General features: G+C 29.2%; 20 protein-coding genes. 2 read left to right on the top strand and 18 right to left on the bottom strand.

All coding sequences use genetic code 11. The features are described from left to right. Positions 1 to 145: 145 nt before the first annotated feature. From nifJ to M2214_RS04600, 8 genes are all read right to left on the bottom strand, one after another. Positions 146 to 3685 carry a pyruvate:ferredoxin (flavodoxin) oxidoreductase gene (nifJ, locus tag M2214_RS04635; protein WP_248483288.1) on the bottom strand — a complete coding sequence of 1180 codons (3540 nt, stop codon included), beginning with the start codon at positions 3683 to 3685 and terminating at the stop codon, positions 146 to 148. A 410-nt stretch (positions 3686 to 4095) separates the two neighbouring features. After that, entirely contained in the window at positions 4096 to 4665 is a 570-nt protein-coding gene (gene pduL, locus M2214_RS04630; protein ID WP_248483286.1) for a phosphate propanoyltransferase, read from the bottom strand. 67 nt (positions 4666 to 4732) lie between these two features. Beyond that, positions 4733 to 6010, bottom strand: coding sequence for a 3-phosphoshikimate 1-carboxyvinyltransferase (gene aroA / locus M2214_RS04625; RefSeq protein ID WP_248483284.1), 1278 nt, complete (start codon positions 6008 to 6010; stop codon positions 4733 to 4735). Next, positions 6000 to 7037 (bottom strand): 3-dehydroquinate synthase, encoded by a 1038-nt coding sequence (gene aroB, locus M2214_RS04620; RefSeq protein ID WP_248483282.1) that lies wholly within the window; start codon positions 7035 to 7037, stop codon positions 6000 to 6002. Before aroB ends, aroA begins: the two co-directional genes overlap by 11 nt. Further along, positions 7010 to 8194 carry a chorismate synthase gene (gene aroC, locus M2214_RS04615; protein ID WP_248483279.1) on the bottom strand — a complete coding sequence of 395 codons (1185 nt, stop codon included), beginning with the start codon at positions 8192 to 8194 and terminating at the stop codon, positions 7010 to 7012. The genes aroB and aroC overlap by 28 nt, the downstream gene beginning before the upstream one ends. A gap of 37 nt (positions 8195 to 8231) precedes the next feature. Then, positions 8232 to 8807 (bottom strand): flavodoxin family protein, encoded by a 576-nt coding sequence (locus M2214_RS04610; protein WP_248483277.1) that lies wholly within the window; start codon positions 8805 to 8807, stop codon positions 8232 to 8234. Positions 8808 to 8825: 18 nt separating this feature from the next. Further along, positions 8826 to 10598: a GAF domain-containing SpoIIE family protein phosphatase gene (locus M2214_RS04605; RefSeq protein WP_248483275.1), complete on the bottom strand. Its 1773-nt coding sequence runs from the start codon at positions 10596 to 10598 to the stop codon at positions 8826 to 8828. Positions 10599 to 10634: 36 nt separating this feature from the next. Next, the gene (locus M2214_RS04600) at positions 10635 to 11135 is read right to left on the bottom strand and encodes a hypothetical protein (RefSeq protein WP_248483273.1); all 501 of its coding nucleotides are present in this window, start codon (positions 11133 to 11135) and stop codon (positions 10635 to 10637) included. Positions 11136 to 11942: 807 nt separating this feature from the next. Between M2214_RS04600 and M2214_RS04595 the strand changes: the two genes are divergently transcribed. After that, on the top strand, positions 11943 to 12536 hold the full coding sequence (locus M2214_RS04595; RefSeq protein ID WP_248483271.1) for a hypothetical protein: 594 nt from the start codon (positions 11943 to 11945) through the stop codon (positions 12534 to 12536). Positions 12537 to 12966: 430 nt separating this feature from the next. On the opposite strand, the gene M2214_RS04590 is transcribed toward M2214_RS04595, so the two are convergent. Then, positions 12967 to 13611 carry a TIGR01906 family membrane protein gene (locus tag M2214_RS04590; RefSeq protein ID WP_256466703.1) on the bottom strand — a complete coding sequence of 215 codons (645 nt, stop codon included), beginning with the start codon at positions 13609 to 13611 and terminating at the stop codon, positions 12967 to 12969. Position 13612: 1 nt separating this feature from the next. Beyond that, a complete protein-coding gene (locus M2214_RS04585; protein ID WP_248483267.1) occupies positions 13613 to 13786 on the bottom strand; it encodes a hypothetical protein in 174 nt (57 codons plus the stop codon). 124 nt (positions 13787 to 13910) lie between these two features. On the opposite strand from M2214_RS04585, the gene M2214_RS04580 reads away from it, so the two are divergent. Beyond that, positions 13911 to 14588, top strand: coding sequence for a Crp/Fnr family transcriptional regulator (locus M2214_RS04580; protein WP_248483265.1), 678 nt, complete (start codon positions 13911 to 13913; stop codon positions 14586 to 14588). A 49-nt stretch (positions 14589 to 14637) separates the two neighbouring features. Here the strand turns inward: M2214_RS04580 and M2214_RS04575 are convergent, their stop codons facing one another. The 8 genes from M2214_RS04575 to M2214_RS04540 all read right to left on the bottom strand — a co-directional run bounded on the left by M2214_RS04575 (position 14638) and on the right by M2214_RS04540 (position 21169). Then, positions 14638 to 14856 (bottom strand): alpha/beta-type small acid-soluble spore protein, encoded by a 219-nt coding sequence (locus M2214_RS04575; RefSeq protein WP_248483263.1) that lies wholly within the window; start codon positions 14854 to 14856, stop codon positions 14638 to 14640. A gap of 114 nt (positions 14857 to 14970) precedes the next feature. After that, positions 14971 to 16206, bottom strand: a complete 1236-nt coding sequence (locus tag M2214_RS04570; RefSeq protein ID WP_248483261.1) for a competence/damage-inducible protein A — start codon at positions 16204 to 16206, stop codon at positions 14971 to 14973. Positions 16207 to 16277: 71 nt separating this feature from the next. After that, positions 16278 to 17507 carry a BaiN/RdsA family NAD(P)/FAD-dependent oxidoreductase gene (locus M2214_RS04565; RefSeq protein WP_330651548.1) on the bottom strand — a complete coding sequence of 410 codons (1230 nt, stop codon included), beginning with the start codon at positions 17505 to 17507 and terminating at the stop codon, positions 16278 to 16280. A 97-nt stretch (positions 17508 to 17604) separates the two neighbouring features. Further along, positions 17605 to 18369, bottom strand: a complete 765-nt coding sequence (locus tag M2214_RS04560; protein WP_248483259.1) for an acyl-CoA dehydratase activase — start codon at positions 18367 to 18369, stop codon at positions 17605 to 17607. A gap of 8 nt (positions 18370 to 18377) precedes the next feature. Further along, positions 18378 to 18629 carry a DUF3343 domain-containing protein gene (locus M2214_RS04555; protein ID WP_248483257.1) on the bottom strand — a complete coding sequence of 84 codons (252 nt, stop codon included), beginning with the start codon at positions 18627 to 18629 and terminating at the stop codon, positions 18378 to 18380. Beyond that, on the bottom strand, positions 18626 to 19918 hold the full coding sequence (locus M2214_RS04550) for a double-cubane-cluster-containing anaerobic reductase (RefSeq protein ID WP_248483255.1): 1293 nt from the start codon (positions 19916 to 19918) through the stop codon (positions 18626 to 18628). The genes M2214_RS04555 and M2214_RS04550 overlap by 4 nt, the downstream gene beginning before the upstream one ends. 156 nt (positions 19919 to 20074) lie before the next feature. Continuing rightward, positions 20075 to 20602 (bottom strand): hypoxanthine phosphoribosyltransferase, encoded by a 528-nt coding sequence (hpt, locus tag M2214_RS04545; RefSeq protein ID WP_248483253.1) that lies wholly within the window; start codon positions 20600 to 20602, stop codon positions 20075 to 20077. A gap of 228 nt (positions 20603 to 20830) precedes the next feature. After that, a complete protein-coding gene (locus tag M2214_RS04540; protein ID WP_248483250.1) occupies positions 20831 to 21169 on the bottom strand; it encodes a YkvA family protein in 339 nt (112 codons plus the stop codon). Positions 21170 to 21228: the final 59 nt, after the last annotated feature.

Here is a 21228-nt window from a genome sequence, read left to right as displayed (position 1 = left end):
TTTATACATAACAACTTAATTGTGTATTTAATATACTATTTTCGTTATTTTCCCCATAAATGTCAATAGTAAATATATATTTAACGAATAATTTTTTAATGTATAAAAAAAGAGAAGCTTTCGCTTCTCTTCTTTTTATTGTTTATTAAGCTTGGCCAGCCATTCTCTTGTAAGTTTCATATCTTTGCTTAGAATCTTCTTCAGCTTTAACAAATAACTCGTCAGCTATTTCAGGGAAAGCCTTTTGTAAAGATGTATATCTTACTTGTCCTAGTATGAAATCTCTAAAGCTTGCTGTTGGCTCTTTAGAATCTAGTGTAAATGGATTCTTTCCTTCTTCTGTTAATGTTGGGTTGTATCTGTATAAATGCCAGTATCCACAGTCAACTGCTTGCTTAGTGTTATATTGGCTACGTCCCATTCCTTCTTTAATACCATGACTTATACATGGAGCATAAGCTATAATTAGAGATGGTCCATCATACTTCTCAGCTTCTATTAAAGCTTTCATAAATTGGTTCTTATCTGCTCCCATAGCAACTTGAGCTACGTATACGTATCCGTATGTTGCAGCGATCATACCAAGATCCTTCTTCTTAACTTTCTTACCAGAAGCTGCAAATTTAGCAACTGCTCCTGTTGGAGTAGCTTTTGAAGATTGTCCTCCAGTATTTGAGTAAATCTCTGTATCGAATACAAGAACATTTACATTTTCGCCTGAAGCTAGGACATGGTCAAGTCCACCATAACCGATGTCATAAGCCCAACCGTCTCCTCCTACGATCCACATAGATTTCTTGATTAGGTAATCTTTCTTATCTTCAATTTCAGCTAATATTTCTTTAGCTTTTTCATCTGCTATATTGTTTGATTTTAATAATTCAAGAACTTTAGCGCTTGATGCTTTAGAAAGCTCCGCATCTTCTTGAGAATTTAACCATTCAGTAAATACTGCTTTGTATTCATCATCTATGTTAAGTTCTACTATTTTGTTCATTAAATCAGTTAATTTATTTCTCATTTGCTTAACAGCTACTGCCATACCAAATCCATATTCAGCATTGTCTTCAAATAATGAGTTAGCCCAAGCTGGTCCTTTACCTTCATGGTTTGTACAGTATGGAGTAGATGGAGCTGATCCTCCCCAAATTGATGAACAACCTGTTGCATTAGCTATTATCATTCTATCTCCGAATAATTGAGTTACAACCTTAGCGTAAGGAGTTTCTCCACAACCAGCACAAGCTCCTGAGAACTCAAGAAGTGGTTGCTTGAATTGACTTCCCTTAACGTTGTTTGGACTTACTAAATCTTCTTTTGGTGATACTGTTAAAGAGTAATCCCAGTTTGGAACTTCTACTTCTGTTTGTGTTTCAAGAGGCTTCATTATTAATGCTTTTTCCTTAGATGGACAAATATCAGCACAATTTCCACATCCAGTACAGTCCATAGTACTTACCTGAATTTTATATTGAAGACCTTCAAGACCCTTACCTACAGCTTTCTTAGTTTTGAATCCTTCTGGCGCATTATTAACTTCTTCTTCATTTAGTAATACTGGTCTTATTGTAGCGTGAGGACATACAAATGAACATTGGTTACATTGAATACAGTTATCTATTTGCCATTCTGGTACATTAACAGCTATTCCACGCTTTTCATATGCAGCAGATCCATTTTCGAATGTTCCATCTTCAGCGCCAACAAAAGTACTTACTGGAAGAGAATCTCCCTCTTGTCTATTGATTGGATTTAATATTTTTTCTACGAATTCTGGAACATCTTTAGATTCGCCTATTGCAACTTCTGATTGTACAGCACTTGACCAAGAAGCAGGAACTTCTACTTTAACAAGAGCATCTAATCCCTTATCTACAGCTGCGTAGTTCATGTTAACTACTTTTTCACCTTTTTTACCGTAAGACTTAACTATAGAATCCTTTAAGTATTCAACAGCTTTGTCTAATTCAATAACTTCAGCTAACTTGAAAAATGCAGATTGCATTATCATGTTTATTCTGTTTCCAAGTCCTATTTCAGATGCTATATCAGTAGCATTTATTGTATAGAAATTGATTTGATTATCAGCTATATATTTCTTCATTGAAGCTGGTAATTTTTCTTCAAGTTCTTCCATTCCCCACTTACAGTTAAGAACGAAAGATCCGCCTTTTTTAAGTCCTTTTAATAGATCATATTGATCTACGTAAGATTGGTTGTGACATGCTATAAAATCTGCTTCGTTTATTAAGTAAGTAGATTTTATAGGTTGTTTACCAAATCTTAAGTGAGATATAGTTATACCACCAGACTTTTTAGAGTCATAAGAGAAGTATCCTTGAGCGTAAAGATCAGTTTTATCTCCTATGATTTTTATAGCACTCTTGTTAGCTCCAACAGTACCGTCTGAACCAAGTCCCCAGAACTTACATCTTATAGTTCCTTCTGGAGCTGTGTTTATTTCTTCTTTTACTTCTAAAGATGTATTAGTTACATCATCTATAATTCCTAAAGTGAAGTTGTTTTTAATTTCTTCTTTCTTTAAGTTGTCGTATACAGCCTTAATTTGAGAAGGTGTAGTATCTTTTGAACCAAGTCCGTAACGTCCACCAACTATTATAGGTGCATTTTCTTTTCCGTAGAATAAAGTACGAACGTCTTGATATAAAGGCTCTCCTAATGCTCCTGGCTCTTTTGTTCTATCAAGTACAGCTATTTTCTTAACTGATTTTGGAAGAACATCGAAGAAGTACTCAGCTGAGAACGGTCTGTATAGACGAACTTTTACTAGTCCTACTTTTTCACCTTTTGATGCTAAGTAGTCTATAGTTTCTTCTATTGTATCTGTTACAGAACCCATTGCTATGATTACGTTTTCTGCATCTTCAGCTCCGTAGTAGTTAAATGGCTTGTACTCTCTACCAGTTATTTCACTTATTTCTTTCATGTATTCAGCAACTATTCCAGGTACTTTTTCATAATATGTATTAGATGCTTCTCTTGCTTGGAAGAAGATATCTGGGTTTTGTGCTGTACCTCTAGTTACAGGATGCTCTGGATTTAAAGCTCTGTTTCTGAATTCTTTAACAGCATCTTTATCTACAAGTCTTGCAAAATCTTCATGATCTATAAGCTCAACTTTTTGAATTTCGTGAGAAGTTCTGAATCCATCAAAGAAATGTACAAATGGTACTCTAGACTTGATAGATGCTAAGTGAGCAACTCCTCCAAGATCTATAACTTCTTGAACTGAACCTGATGCTAAGAAAGCAAATCCAGTTTGTCTTGCTGCCATTACATCTGAGTGATCTCCAAATATAGAAAGCGCGTGACTTGCTACTGCACGAGCACTTACATGGAATACTCCCGGAAGAAGCTCTCCTGCTATTTTGTACATATTTGGTATCATTAAAAGAAGTCCTTGAGAAGCTGTAAATGTTGTAGTTAAAGCTCCAGCTGCTAATGATCCATGAACCGCACCTGATGCTCCTCCCTCAGATTGAAGTTCTACAACTTGTACTCTTTGATCAAATATATTCTTCATTCCATTAGCTGACCATTCATCAACATGCTCTGCCATAGGAGATGATGGTGTAATTGGGTAAATAGCTGCAACATCAGTAAACGCATATGATACATATGCAGCAGCAGTATTACCATCCATAGTTTTCATTTGCTTTGCCATGATAGTAAATCCTCCTCATTTTTTAATTTTCTTACTTTGAGTATAGTATACAATATACATCCTGTCAATCGCCATATGATTTAAAAAAACAAATAAAAATCACATGATTAAACTTTCTGTATTTTTATAAAATTTAATTTCTTTAATTACATAATAGTTCATATTTTTATTAAAATCAAGTCAATACAGTATAATTTTGTTAATAAATTTTATTTTTTTCTAATTTTCAGTAATTTCAAACTTTTTATAGGTATAATTCAATTTTAAATATATTTGAAATTTAAATTTTTTACCTTTGTATAATTATACTCATTTATTAAGCATTTTTTCATAACTATAAATTTGCTAAAATAATAAAAAAGTAGTCTTATTAAAAGACTACTTTTTTATTATGCTTAAATATATTTTTTTTATTCATTAATTAATTCTACTAAATCTCCATTTCTAACTCCAGCTGCGTTTCCCTCTTCTACATCAACGTGCATTTCAAGCGCAAACTTTGGACTTACTCTTACTAATACGTTTTCAAATACAACTGCTCTTCCTCCTGAAGTTCTTATCTTAACTTTTTGATTATCCGTTACATTGAACTTTTCAGCGTCATCAGTATGCATATGTATATGTCTTGAAGCTACTATAACTCCTCTTTCAAGTTCTACTTCACCTTTTGGTCCTACGATTTTTACTCCTGGAGTTCCTTCAAGATCTCCTGAATCCTTTATAGGTGCTTTTACTCCTAATTTGAATCCATCACTTAAAGATATCTCAAGTTGAGTTTCTCCTCTTGCAGGTCCTAATACTCTAACTCCTTTAATTTCTCCTTTTGGTCCTATTACGTCTACTTTTTCTTGACATGCACATTGTCCTGGTTGAGAAAGGTCTTTAAAGTGAGTTAATTCAGCTCCTTCCCCAAATAATACCTCTATATCTTTTTGTCCTAAATGTATATGTCTATTTGATAATGCTATAGGTAATTTCATTACACCAACCTCCTAAATTATTTTTTCAAGGAATATTATACTTTCTTTAATGTAAAAAATCAAATTTTTAATAGGTTATTTCTTTTAATATATCATAAAAACGAGGAAAGGATATGTCCACACAGTTTGTATTGTCTATATTTGTATTTCCAGACGCCAACAGTGAAGCTATTGAAAATGACATGGCTATTCTATGATCTGAAAAACTCTCTACATTACACCCTTTTAATTTTGTCGGACCTTCTATAATCATACCATCATCCAATTCTTCAATATCTGCTCCCATTTTCTTAAGATTAGAAACAACACTACTTATTCTATTCGACTCTTTAACCTTAAGTTCCTTCGCATCTTTTATAATAGTTGTTCCTTCTGCCTGTGTTGCCATAACAGCTATTATAGGTATTTCGTCTATAAGTCTTGGTATTAACTTAGAATCTATTGTTGTAGAATTCAAATTAGAATGCTTAACTAATATATCTCCCATCAATTCTCCACAAACATATTTCTTATTTAATATTTCAAAATTTCCACCCATATCTTTTAATACATCTAAAATTCCAGTTCTCGTTTCATTAAGACCCACGTTTTTTATTAATAGCTCAGACCCATCCAATATACTAGCTCCAGCAATAAAAAACGCAGCAGATGAAATGTCCCCTGGAACATATATATCTTCAGAGTATAAATGTTGAGCAGGCTTTACATAAATCTCATTGCCACTCACATCTATGTCTGCTCCAAAAGACTTTAACATAATCTCTGTGTGATTTCGACTTTTGTTCTTTTCTATTATCTTAGTAGGGGAATTTGCGTATAAAGATGCAAGTATCATAGATGACTTAACCTGGGCTGAAGCTATAGGCATTTTATAATCTATTCCTTTTAAGTTTCCTCCATCTATAGTTATAGGTGTAAAATTAGCATCTTCTTTACCAGATATCTTAGCCCCCATAAGTCTTAATGGATCTGTTACTCTTTTCATAGGTCTTTTAGCTATGGAATTATCACCTATTAAAGTTGACTCGAAGTTTTGACCAGATAATATACCCATAATAAGTCTTATTGTAGTTCCTGAATTTCCTACATCTAAATTTTGGGTTGGTTTTTTAAGACCTTTAAGTCCCATTCCATGTATAACCATTTCATTTTTTCTGCATTTTTCTACTTGTATCCCCATTTTTTTAAAACACTCTATAGTGCTCAAACAATCTTCTCCACTCAAAAAATTTCTAACTATATTCTTTCCATTAGCTATTGACGATAACATTATAGCCCTATGTGATATAGATTTATCTCCTGGTATATCTACTTTCCCTTTTAATTTTAAACTGTTAAAACTCATTTTTTACCTCCTCTATTACATAAAGCATCTCTTTTTCATCTATATTATCTACTACATCAAGAGCTGAATGTCCAGTTGGTAGTACTAAATTTATTTTTAAAAAACTATTCTTCTTATCTTTTTTCATTACATCTAGTATATCAGCAGAATTTATATCATCAAAAGTTATAGGTATACCATAGGCCTTATAAATATTCAACACTTTATCGTAATAAGCTTTATCTATATATCCTTTTTTATAAGATAATCTAAATGCCATGTGAGTTCCAATCGCAACAGCAAAGCCATGGCTAAATCCACCTAGCTTTTCTAATCCGTGGCCGAATGTATGTCCTAAGTTTAATATTTTTCTAATACCAGACTCTTTTTCATCTTTTTTAACAATATCAATTTTTATATTCGAACATTTTTGTACTATATATATTAAACATTCATATTCTAAATTTAATATCTTATTTCTATTTTTTAGAAGATAATCCAAAAACTTATAATCGCATATAAGTGCGTACTTAATAACTTCTGAAAGTCCACTTAAGAATTCATTACTATTTAATGTTTTAAGTGTATTAATATTCATATATATATACTCAGGTCTATAAAAGCTACCTATAACATTTTTATAGTTGCCTAAATTTATTCCAGTCTTACCTCCAATAGAGCTATCAACCTGTGATAATAATGTTGTAGGACAATGTATAAGATCTATTCCTCTCATATAAGTAGATGCTATAAACCCACTTAAGTCTCCCACAACACCTCCCCCGAGTGCTATGATCAATGATTTTCTGCTCATTCCATTCTCTATACAAAACTTAAATGCCTCTTCATATACCTTTATACTTTTCGAATTTTCCCCTGGATTTATAGTGTAGTATATAATATTTTTCAAATCTAAAGTTCGTATAAAATCATCAATATATAATCTTTTTACATTTTCATCTGTTATAATTAAAACTTTATCATAATCCTTTTTTATACCTATTTCACTAAAATCTTTTTTTATATAGACTTTGTATCCATTTTCCATCCTCTATCAGACAACCTCTCTAAATAATTTTGATAGCTTTTAATTATATCATTCATATTGTCTTGCCCAAACTTTTCCATAAAGAACTTTGCAATGACAAACGCACATACATTTTCAGCTACAACACAAGCAGCAGGTAAAGCACAGTTATCTGACCTTTCTATTGATGCCTTATAATTTTCAAGATTATTTATATCTATACTATTAAGCGGCTTATATAAAGTAGGTATAGGCTTCATAACACCTCTAATTACTATTTCCTCACCAGTACTCATTCCACCTTCTATACCACCTAATCTATTAGTATTTCTATATATTCCTGTTTCTTTTGAGTAGTATATTTCATCATGAACTTCAGATCCCTTTAAGCCTGCCATTTCAAACCCAATTCCGAACTCTACTCCTTTTATAGCTTGTATAGACATAATATGAGCACTTAACTGAGAATCAAGCTTTTTATCATAATGAACGTAAGATCCAAGTCCAGGAATAACATTTTTTATCCTAACCTCGAATATACCACCTAAACTATCTCCTTCTTCTTTCGCTTTTTTTATTTCATCTATGAATAGTTCTTCATACTCTTTATCTACACATCTTACCTCAGATATATTAGATTCTTTTTTTATGTAATCAAATTCAAAATGTTTATTTATTTTATGTTTTCCTATTTGTATTACATGAGATGTAAAATCTATATCAAATTTTGATAAAAACTCCTTACAAATAGCCCCTACTGCAACTCTTGATGCTGTTTCTCTGGCACTTGCTCTTTCCAAAACATTTCTAACATCTTCAAAATCATACTTTAAACTGCCAACCATATCAGCATGTCCAGGTCTTACTTTTGAAACCATCTTAGTTTCTTTATCTATTTCTTCAACTGGGTTCATATATTCTTTCCAGTTTTCATAATCCGTATTTTTTATTTCAATAGCTATAGGACTTCCTATAGTATTACTACCTCTCATTCCAGATAAAATATTTACTTTATCCTTTTCTATCTTCATTCGATCTCCTCTACCATATCCTTGTTGTCTTCTTGATAATTCTCTATTTATATTATCAACGTCTATATTTAGATTAGACGGAATGCCTTCTATTATAGTTATCAAGGCTTTTCCATGAGATTCTCCACTAGTTAAGTATCTAAGCATATTTCTTCCCCTTTCCTCAAACAAGGGCTAGTTATAACTAGCCCTTGTTCTTTAAATCTATGATTAATCTTTTTATATCTTCTCTATATAAATCTCTGCTTTTTAAATCTAAATCATCAGTATTAGATATATAATAATTATGAATTAATTTTGTATTTATACACTTAAATAAAAAGTCGACTGTTATTTGACCTCCCATAAATTGAGTTTCATAAGGCTTACTTCCTCCTACATGTATAAACATCCCAAACCTTTTTTTACTTCTATCTATAGATGGTCTTTTTAATATATATTTACTTGCGAAAAAAGCTTGAGTTCTATCTATTAGACTTTTAAGTTTTGCGGGAACACTGTCAAAGTAAACAGGAGATATAAGTATTGTTCCATCAGATTCATCAAATTTTTTGTACATCTGGCTCATATCATCAGTTTTGTGACAAACCCCTGTCTTATCACAATACCCACATGCATTACAGTACTCTATGGTCATATCCCATATATTTATCATTTCATATTTGATATTGTTGTCATAAAGTATATCCGCTATATAATCGGCTATAATAGAGCAGTTTTTCCCTTTTCTTGGACTTGCATTTATAACTAAAAATGACATCTATATCCCCCCAATTTATTAATCTACTTTGTTTTTTACAAACAGTATTAGCAAGTCATCTTCTAAACTATCTTTTCCCGTAAATATTTCCAGCTCTTTTTTAAGTTTATAATATATATTTGAAGTAGTATTAGTATAATTATTTTTTATTAGCTCTTTCAATATGTCTAACCCGAATTCTTCTCCAGATTCATTAGATGCTTCTATTATACCATCAGTGTATATACATACAAGTTCATACTCGTTTATATTGTATTCATATTCATTATATGACATATCTTTTAATACACCTATCGGCATCCCTTTATCAAAATCAAGATCATCCACAACTATTTCTTTATCTTTTTTGATTCCTATAGAATAGTGATGACCAGCATTTGATATTACTGATTTTCCAGTTTTAGAATCAAATATTCCAATTCTAGCTGTAGCAAATGCATTAACCTTATCAAAATCATCATATAATATATGATTCATTTTTGTCAGTATGCTCCCAGCCGATTCTTTTTCATATACTAGAGTTTGAAGCACTCCTTTTATCATCGCTACAAAATAATTAGACATTATGCCATGGCCCATAACATCTGCTATAAATATGCATACCTTGCTTTCATCTATTTTTATTATTTTACAAAAATCTCCACCTATATATTTTGATGGCTCATGAAAAAATACTATTTCTTTTGAATCAGAAAATTTAATTTGTGTATCACTCATCATAAGTTTTTGTTGTTTTGACACAATTTCAAGCTCTTTTTCTAATAACTCATGCTCAAATACTTTCTTAGAATTATTATACATTTGAATAGCAAGCACTGTTTGAGATGAAAATATACTAAGTATCTTAATATCATCATCAGTGTATTTTTTGCTATTTACAGCTGCTATATATCCTACAGCTTCATTTGCTACCTTTAATTTAAAGTATATTAAAGACTTTATATTATCATCATCTATATATTTTTTTAAATCCTTTGGATTGTAGTACTTTCCATTCTTATCTATATCATCCTTTATAACATAGCCTAGTGCCTTGTGTATATTTATATTTTCATTTCCGTATTGATTAAACGTCTGTGTTTTATTGTTATTATCATTAAGTATTACTATTGAGCTTTCACTAGATGTAAGCTTACACATTTGCCTACTAATTAAAGAAAGGAAGTTATCTATCGACCTGTTTGCGTATAATTCTTGAGTTGCCTTACTTATATAGTTTATAGCCCCTCTTAATTTTTTTATTAATGTATCTATTTTATAATTTTCCTTTGTTATTTCTATAGAAAGGCTTATTAACGAAGAAACAGAAGATATAAAATTTATATCTTCTTGTGTTAAATCATCATCTTCTGTTATATAACAAGTTATAAATCCGATTACATTATTATTGGCTATAAGAGGAAATACTATTCTTCCTGTGTATCCTTCTTTTGCAGCCATATCCCTTTCCATTATCGCTCTATCATCTTCAAATATATTTTTTACCCAAACTATTTTCTTTTCAAATACAGCTTCATGGATATATTTAGGATACTCATTAAAATCTATTTTAATTGTTTCTGAATCTCCACTTGAAAATAGTTCAGGTATATAATCTAAAGTAGCAGAACACACTAAGTATGAGTATTTATAATTATTTTTATAAAATAAGTTTATACAAGCCTTTCTAGGATGTATCACATTTAACATTTTAGATACAATCTCATCCTTTATTTCAAAAAAGTTCATAGATGCAGTAACTAATTTAGATATTTCTAATATATTATATACTCTATCTCTATCATTTTTCATAATTTGTCCCCCACTTCAAGCAAACTTCACTTTAAGCTATTTAGAAAGTCTTCCTTGAAAAGTATTTTCGTTTATATTTTTTATGTTACTATATATATCATTTATAGTAAATACTAAAAGAGTTACAATTATACCAATATAAAGTTTTGTATAATCTGAAAACTGCATAAGTATAAACATAACCATTATTGTTTTTATTTTTAATTTTGAATTTTCTTTTACCACTTCATCAAATAGCTTTTTTAAAGAGCATGTTCTGTTTTTCATATTCTCCTTGAATCTATCATTTATAATTTTTTTGTAAAATACAAATCCTATTAAAGCTACAGTGCTAATATATATATTTATTTTTACCATAATTAAGAATATAAATATATTCAAGATGTATTTAGCTATTTTAGCGAGTAAACTATCTATTTTTTTTATAATGTCTATATCATCTTTTCTCTTAATGCTGTATTTGTTTACTTTTTTTAAGTCTTTTATTTTTCCTTTTATCAATTCCTTATATATTAATCCCACAAAGTTGTTGAGCATAAAATCACCTCTTGTTTTTTATTTTATTCTTTCCATTTATAAAATTTTTATACTATTTATCAATTGAAAGTCATAAAATTCGCTCTAAAATAAAAATATTTATTTTAAAGATTTTAAATACATACTTTTTGGGTTATATGTGGGTTATCAAAAACTTTCTATGAAAATACCGATAATACAACAATATTTTAAATATAACTAAGACTTTATCTTATTAACAACCCTAAAATTTACGAACTTCCTACGGTCAAACACGCAAATTTATTAACGGATTATTAAGCGATAAAATCTAAGTTATATTAGTCAAAATTTTCAAAAGTATTCCCTAACATTTTCATAGAAAGTTTTAATATTAGGCACTATATTATAAAATTTAATCTTACCTCTTTATTAAGAAAAGAAGTTTACTAATAGAAAAATGAGTTACGAAGATAAAAAATTAGTTTTATCAAGCATATCTAAAAACTCAATCCTGTGCAGTGATTCGCATAAAAGTTATATAAGATTCATAAAAGAATTAGGATTAAATCATATTAAAATTAAACGTGATAAGAAAAAAGAAGTTTTATATCACGTGCAGCACGTTAATTGGTATCATATTAGACATAGAGAATGGTCTTTCAAATTTCATGGAGTGGCAACTAAGTATCTTAACTTTTATCTTATATGACATAAGCGATTTGAGTTTTTAAGTATAACAATTTCTGTATTAAATAGAATTATTTGAAATATTTATGTATAATTGAATAAGAAACAACGAACAACTAAATTATAGTGTTCATTAAATGCTTAAGTCGGGGGATTGTTATGAAAAAAATATTAGTATTATTTTTAACTCTAATGTGCTGTACAACTTTTATAGGATGTCAAAACATTAAAAATATTGATACGGAATTAGTATACGAATCACTATCTGATAAAGAGGAATATTTATTTAATCTTACTGGAAATCGAATATTGATGTATAAATTAAAAAATATCCCAAATGATAAAAAATATGAGTTTTCATTAATTTACGAAGTTTATGAAAATGGTAAAAAAGTAAAAGAAGATTCAATCACAAGTATTATGCATGACGATATTAGTATTGAAAGCGATATTAAGACACTAGGTATAAACTTAAAAAGTAACCAAATAAGATATATTCTAGCTGATAAAAGTGCTACTATGAGTGGTAGTTATGAAGTAAAAGAAGATTTAAGCAAATATTCAAAGGCTGCTCTTACTAATAATACAAAGTTGACACTTGGTACAGAAATATATATTTATTATGCTAATTCTGAATCCAGTATATCTGGTAATCTTCCATTGGGAGTTCCAATTGATTCAGAAGTAACTAGGGAGATTTTAAAAGATAATCAATCAACTGTTCTTATAAGATTATCATTTAAAGAAATATAGTTTACTATATTATAGAAATCCTTTAACGACTTTACTAACTCTACTATTTCCTATTCTAAAAAAGACTTATCCAATAAAAGCAAGATAAACCCTTGTCCTTATATTTGTAGCATACTATCAATATTATGTTTAAACATAGCCAAAATTTAAAAACCACACTAAAAAAATAAATGGGATTAAAATGTTAGAGAATGATTTAAATATTTTCATATAAAACTTGTATTACATCGTTTGAATATCCGTTAAGAAAGTCCGTTGTCTGACTGTTAGGGAGTTTAGAACTTTCAGGATATTCAATAAGATGTAATGCTTAGTTTTATTAAAAATTTTTAACACATTATCGGTATTTTGATCCCATTTATTTTGGATTAAGCACATAAATTTACTTATTTCATACAATCACTAAACTTAAATCTTTATAATAAAAAAACTAGAGCTTTGGCTCTAGCTTTTTTCTTTTAATTAAAAAGAAGTTAATAGATATCACAATACAACTTACAATCAAGATAGTCATAAAAATATATATACTTATGCTTTTAAAAAATTCAAGTGGCAATAAATTTATTATTATACTCTCTTTTGGACTTAATAGCCAGTTGTCATTATTAAAAAATATTTTGTGAAACACAGTGAAATACTTATAATAATTTAAAGATATTATAGAACATAATAGTGTAAAGACAACACATGTGCTTAGAATGCTTTTATTAAAGCTCTTTAGCATATTATTCATATCTTTTCTACCCATATAAATTATTATACAAATAACTATTATGGATAATCTTTTTATCAAAAATCCTTTTTGAAATATATACTTTACATCCTTCATATGACTTTTTTCTTTATCTGAAAAAATGTCTTTGTAATCCAAATCCACATCATACTTTAAATAGTCTATCAAATTGTAAGTTACATTTTTTACATCTTCTTTTGAATATGTAATATTTTGATAAACGTTATTCTTATCGTATTGAATAAAGTAAAAGAAGGAATTTAAAGAATAAAATTCAATGCTGATCAAAAGTATAAGAAAAAATATTAAACCTCCACATAAATAATATATAGTTTTTTTCATTTTAAGCCATAGCTTTTTCCAATTTATCTAGATGTTGTATAGGGAAGTATTTAAGTAATTCTTTAAACTGTTCAACTGTAAGGCCAGACGTAGTTGTGTATATTCTTATTTGTTCATCTAATGAAGCATGCTTAAATTGTTCCTTAACTGATTCGAAATTTACATTCTGTTCCATTTAAATCACTCCTTAAATCATTTTAATTCTATTATTTACTAAAACACTATAAAATATTCTATATTGATTTTTAAGTTTGGTTATATTATTATTTAGTACATAATTTAAAATTAAGGAGACTATTATGTTGAATTTAGAAAATATTTTAAAATCAAGTGTATTGTTCAAAAATATAGTAGACGATAATTTAAATGATATTCTATCTAACATCAACTATAAAATGAAATCATTTAATAAAAACGAATTAATAGCGATAGAGGGAGATCCTTTAAATAGCATAGGTATTTTAATATCTGGTAATGTAGAAATTCAAAAGATCTACCCATCTGGTAAGACTCTTACGATTTCAACTTTATCATCAGGAAATATATTTGGAGAAGTTATAGTTTTTTCTCAAAAGAATACATATCCTGCAACTTTAGTTCCAATAACTTCTTCAGAAATTATGTTCATATCAAAAGAAGATATTTTGAAAATTTGTACAATAAATCCTGACATACTAAAAAACTTTATGTCCCTTTTATCGAACAAAATACTTATGTTAAATAAAAAAGTAAAAACACTATCTTATCAAACTATAAGGGAAAAAATTGCAAGCTACCTTTTAGATGAGTATTCAAAACAAAAAAAACTATTGATAAAAATACCATATTCAAGACAAGAAATGTCAGAGCAATTTGCTGTAACTAGGCCATCTTTATCTAGAGAACTCATAAAAATGAGAGAAGAAGAATTAATCGACTTTGATAGAAATACTATACTTATAAAAGATTTAGATATACTAGAGGATTGTATATTTTAATAAAAATAAAAGCGAAGAATTAATTCTTCGCTTTTACTTGTTAAACTAATTATTTAGTTTGTCCTCCACTCATTTGTTGCTCAGCCATTTCAACTAATTTCTTAGTCATTGTTCCACCTACATAACCATTTTGTCTAGCTGTTAGGTTTCCCTTATCCATATTTTCATAGTTAGATAGTCCTAATTCATTAGCTGTCTCAAGCTTCATTTGATTTAATGCTGCCTTAGCTGCTGGAACTGCTTTGTTATTATTATTGTTGTTAGTCATATTAAATCCCTCACTTTATTTTTTTATTTGTTGCTTGATAGTATTATGTGAAGAATTTCAAATTTCATGTATAGTATTTTTTGGAAAAATATAATTTTTCTTATGAATATTATTTTACATATTCAAACACTCTAGTCTCAAGAAGTTTAAAGCTTTTATAGCAGTTATATTTCGTATTCTATTTCTATCTCCTTTTAAATTCAATTGTTTAACTTTTGTAACTCCATTTATACAAACTCCTATATATACAAGTCCAACAGGTTTTTGATCACTTCCACCACCTGGACCTGCTATTCCTGTTACAGAAATTCCTATATTAGATCCTGTATTTTTCGCCACTCCAATAGCCATCTCAGTAGCAGTTTGCTCGCTTACAGCTCCATATTTTTCAAGTGTTTCTTTTTTTACTCCAAGTCTTTTCATCTTCGATTCGTTTGTATAAGTAACCATACCCTCGTTAAAGACAGAAGATATTCCAGGATAGTTTATAAGTCTTGATGCTATAAGTCCTCCTGTACAGGACTCTGCGGTAGCTATTGTTAGGTTTTTATCCATAATCATCTTAGCAACTTCAAATTCAAGACAAGTATCATCTTCTCCATAAACATATAAAGATAATCTTGAATAAATTTCATTTTTTAATGGTTCAATCAAGTTTTTAGCTTCTTCATTAGATGATGCTCTAGCTGTAATTCTAAGAGTTACTTCTCCATTTTTTGCATAAGGTGCTATCGTTGGATTTGTCTGACCTTCAATTAAATCCTTTATTTTTTCCTCTACAGAGCTTTCTCCCATTCCACATAATCTTAAAGTTTTAGACTCTATTATATCCTTTTGATACTTTTGAAGATATGGCTTTGCATAGTTTTTAAACATATAATTCATCTCTCTTGGAGGACCAGGAAACAGTATAACTGTTTTCTCATCATCCTTCATTATACAACCCGGCGCTGTTCCACAATCATTTTTCAATATAATACTATCTTTAGGAAAACAAGCCTGTTTCTCATTCGATTTAACCATATCCTTATTTTGAGATTTAAAATACTCTTTTATATAGTCCATAGACTCTTTATTCATTTCAAGCTCTTTATTAAAAAATTCAGCACACACTTCTTTTGTTAAATCATCCTTAGTAGGTCCTAATCCTCCAGTTGTAATAACCAAGTTCGCTCTTGAGAAAGCTATTTTTAGAGCTTCTTTCAATCTATCTGGATTATCACCTACAACAGTTTGATAATAAACACAAATACCTAAATCAGCTAGTTCTTTAGCTAAAAATTGTGCATTAGTATTAACTATATCTCCTAGTAGTATTTCCGTTCCAACACATAATATCTCTGCTCTCATACAATCACCCCTTAGCTTATCTATATATACTTATTATTATACATCTATAATTTTCAGTTTAATATATTATTTTAACAATTAATTCCAGCAAGATATCCTGTAGAAAAAGCTATCTGCAAATTAAATCCCCCTGTATAAGCATCTACGTCAATAACTTCGCCCGCAAAGTATAATCCTTTGACTAATTTAGACTCCATAGTACTTGGATTAATTTCGTTTATTTTCACTCCCCCAGATGTAACTATAGCGTCTTTTATAGGTCTATATTTTTTTATATTTAAAGTCATATTCTTTAAGGTATCGATTAATTTCTTACGCTCTTGTTTTGATATTTGATTTACTATTTTGTTAGGGTCTATCTCTGTTAATTCGATTATCGTAGATATCATCTTTTGAGGAAGTAGAGCCTTTAAAGCTTCTTCAAAATTTTTCGTTGAATACTTATCAAAATCTCTTTGTATTCTGTTATCGAGCTTTTCATTAGATAAAGCTGGTTTTAAATCTATTATAACTCTATAATCGTTCTTATCCATATCTTTTATATAACAACTTGCAGATAATATAACAGGACCTGATATTCCATAACTATTAAAATTAAGTTCTCCAAAATCATCATATACCTTTTTATTATTTTTATTCAAAACTTTTACAGATATATTTCTAAGCGTTAGTCCTTGTAAGTTTTTTACCCATTTTTCCTTAGTCTCAAGTGGAACTAACGATGGCTTTATTTTACTTATATTATGTCCATTCTGTCTTGCAAATTTATATCCATCTCCAGTTGATCCAGTTTGAGGATAAGATGCTCCTCCTGTTGCAACTATTACACTGTCACACATTATACATTTTCCATCTTTTAATACTATATTTTTTACGTATCCATCCTCTGATTCTACTTTATCAACTTCTCCTTTTAAAACCTTTACATTGTTTTGTTTCATATATTTTTTAAGAGCTTCAACTACATCAGAAGATCTATCTGAGACTGGAAATATTCTATTTCCTCTTTCAACTTTTGTTTTAACACCTAATTTATTAAATAATTCTACAACATCCATATTAGTAAATGTATAAAATGCACTATATAAAAATTTTCCATTTACAGGAACATTTTCAATCAACTCTTCAACATCGCAGTCATTAGTTATATTACATCTTCCTTTTCCTGTTATTAAAAGCTTCTTTCCCATAACACTATTCTTTTCGATCAAAGTAACGTCTAGACCTCTGCCACCAGCAATAGCGGCTGCAATCATCCCAGCTGCTCCTCCTCCAATTACTACTACTTTTTTATCTATCAATCAAATTTCCTCCTCAATTAACTCTCTACTTAATTATACTCTAAAATAATACCCGAAAAACAAAATAAGGACAAGATTAAATCTTATCCTTATTTTATTACCCTAAAAGAGCAGCTCCAATTGCACCTGTGAATTGAGCTCGATCATCAGTATTTATTTTTTTGTTTAATCTGGTTTGAAGTGCATCTTTTAGATATTCATTAGTACATAATCCACCTGAAAAAAACACTTCTTCATTTAAGTTAATTTTTGACGTAAGAGAACTTACTTTGTCTACTACCGAATGAACAAGACCCGCTGCTATATCTTCTTTTTTAACTCCCTTAGATTTCAAACTTATAATTTCAGATTCAGCAAACACCGTACACATACTGTTTATCTTCACAGGAGTGCCATTATAAGCTATGTTAGATAACTCCTTTACATCTATAGCCATGGCAGTACATATCACCTCTAAAAACCTTCCAGTACCCGCTGCACACTTATCATTCATTATGAAATTTAGAACCCTTCCGTCATCATCCAATTCAATAGCCTTGCTATCTTGCCCTCCTATATCTATTATTGCACTAGTTTTTTCATTTAAAAATTTAGCGCCTTTAGCGTGGCATGTGATTTCAGTTATTTTCTTATCAACAAAATCCAGTGCAACCCTTCCATACCCCGTTGCTACGATACTTTTTATATCTTTTTTATTCAAATTATTATTACAAAGTATATCATCAACTAAATTCTCACAAGTTTCCTTTGGACTCCATCCACTGGGACATACTTTGTGTTCAACAATCTTTTTATCGTTCATAAGAACTATCTTAGTAGCAACTGAGCCAATATCTATTCCTATTGTATACAATTTAAGCACTCCTTAAATTACCATAATTTTTCACATTTATTTACTTCTTTATCTACTCTATATAAACCTTCATTCTTTAATTTATTTTTATTCACCAAATTATGTACACAAGATAATACTTCTTCTTTTAACATTATAGACATTCCGCAACATTTGCTTATAATTCTAGGTGTCGGTACTATTGTATATTTTACTTTGTCTTGTTTTAGAACTTTTTCAAAACAAAATCCATCATTATAAGAATCAAATAGAATATAATACTTTATCAAGCTGTAACACCTTTCTTTTCTTTAACCATTTCAACTAAAGCTTCCACTCTTGTTTTTATTTGACCTGTATCTTCTTCACTATAATCAGTTTCTATCATAATAACAGGTATTCCTTTTTCTTTTAATGCTCTTTCTATATTCTTATATTCAATTGAATATGTAGAACAGAATTGTAGTGAATTATATATAACTGCATCTACTTTATATTCATCTACATACCTTAATATATCCTCAACTCTTCCTTCATTAGGTGTAAAGCATGCACAGTTTATTCCAAGATATCTACTAGCTAAATTTTCAAATTGTTCATCCATACTTTTTGCATTTTCACTAACTTGATTTTCAAAATATCTAGTTCCAGTACAAGTTTCTTCACAAACTACTACTGCATCACTTGTCTCTACTATGTGATGCATCTTCCAATTTGGTATAGACATAGGTGTTCCTGTTATCATAATTCTTGGAGTATCCTTATCGAATACACCTTCATCTTTTTTTACTCTCTCATCTAACTCATCACATAAATTATTAGTCTGTTCTATAAATCTATTTATATCATCATAAAAAGCAATTTGAGATACTAAAAGAGCATCTTTTCCACTTATAGGAACTGGACTACATTTTCTAAGATCATATAATCTTTTTAAAACTGCTCTCTTTTTATTTACAAGCTCTATTTTCTCTTTTAAATTTTCAAAACTAAGTCCATTTCCAGTTTTTTGTTCTAAAACATCTTTATATATATTCATTTCATCTATCCAATGAAGCTTATCTTTTTCTCTTTTCATCTGTGGTAAATCCATAACGTGTACATCCATATGTTCGCCTAATATCTCCCATGCCTTCTTCTTTCCATCACATGTAGTTTCTCCAACTACCATATCACATGATTGGAAATATGGACATGTTCTACTCAACTTGGCACCAATTGATGCTTTAATAAGAGGGCATGTATTTCTTGGCATAACTTTTTCACCATCAGGAACCCAAAATTGAGATCCAGAACATATTCCTACAGGCACACAATCTAAAGCCAATGTTATCTCATCTGGAACAAATACACAAAAAGATCCAACAACTTTTTTATCTTCCTTCTTTGAATCTTGAAGTTCTTTTATTCTAAGTCCATGAACTTCAGATATTACAAAGTTGTAATAATTCATATTTTCTGGTCTATTGTCTTGAGAAAGATATATATCTTCATAAAACATCGGAAGAACCTCGCAAAGTCCATCGTGTTTTTCAATATCAATATTTAATTCTTCCCACATTTTTGTATAATCTGCCATATTATCTCCTCCAAAATAAGTTTTATAAACGTTTTCCTTAATATATATTAACTTATTTTGTCATAAAAACCAGTAAATATAAAATATATCTATATTCAAATTTGTATTATAGAAAAAATTTATAAAAAAAACACATGGATATTAATCCATGTATTTTTAATCTACTTTTTCAACAATTCCTATATAAGGTAAGTTTCTAAATTTCTCTGCACAATCTATTCCGTATCCCACGATGAACTTATCAGGTATTTTAAATCCTACATAATCAACTGGTATATCACACTTTCTTCTTTCAGGTTTATCAAGTAAAGTACATATTTTTAATGACTTTACATTTCTGGCCATTAAATTTTCACGCAAGTAACTAAGAGTAAGACCAGTATCTATTATATCCTCTACTACAATTACATTTTTACCTTCTATATCGCTATCTAAATCTTTTAATATCCTTACAACCCCTGAACTTTGAGTAGACATTCCATAGCTTGATACAGCCATAAAATCCAATTGTATATCTAAATTTATCTTTCTTATAATATCCGATATAAATACACACGCACCTTTTAATATTCCAACAAATACTACTTCTTCATCTTTATAATCATTTTCTATATTTTTAGCAAGTTCATAAACTTTTTTTGCTATTTCTTCCTCACTTATAAGAACGTCCGTAATTTTATACACTTTAATCACTCCCGTTTGTTTATTCTATAAAATTATATCATACTTTCGATGTAATGTGAATATTTTTAGATTTATGTTTTTAAATATTCGTGTTTACCTTTAATAAATCAATTTAGTTCACTTATTAATGTTATCCATAAGTTCAAAGTATTATCCCTTACAAATCTGTATTTTTCAACACATACAAAATTATATTTATTATCAAAAAAAATAAAAGCTAAGAATGTCTTAGCTTTTATCTTCTATATCGTACTCTATATTATCTATAACATTACCATATTCACTATTATATCTGTACTTAATATTTTTTGACTTTAATTCATATTCATCTAGTTCCTTATTTATTTCTGTAAGCAAATAAAGAATAACAACTCCATCATCAATAATACCAAGTCCTAATACCACCTCAGGAATTAAATCTAGTGGAGATATAAAATATATGAAACCAAATACCATTAACGTAATGACTTTTAGTTTTTTTAATTTAGAAACACAGCTGTCCTTTAAAAAATCAGATACAATCCCTATTCTCCTAAAAAACGATAAGGCATACTTAAATTTTTTCATAATATATCATCCTTTTACATATTTATTTTTATGTAATTTTTCACAACTCATTAGCACTA

Origin of the sequence: Tepidibacter aestuarii, assembly GCF_934924865.1 — a bacterium.
Lineage (GTDB): Bacteria > Bacillota > Clostridia > Peptostreptococcales > Peptostreptococcaceae > Tepidibacter_A > Tepidibacter_A aestuarii.
This window is presented reverse-complemented; position numbering and strand designations above follow the sequence as displayed.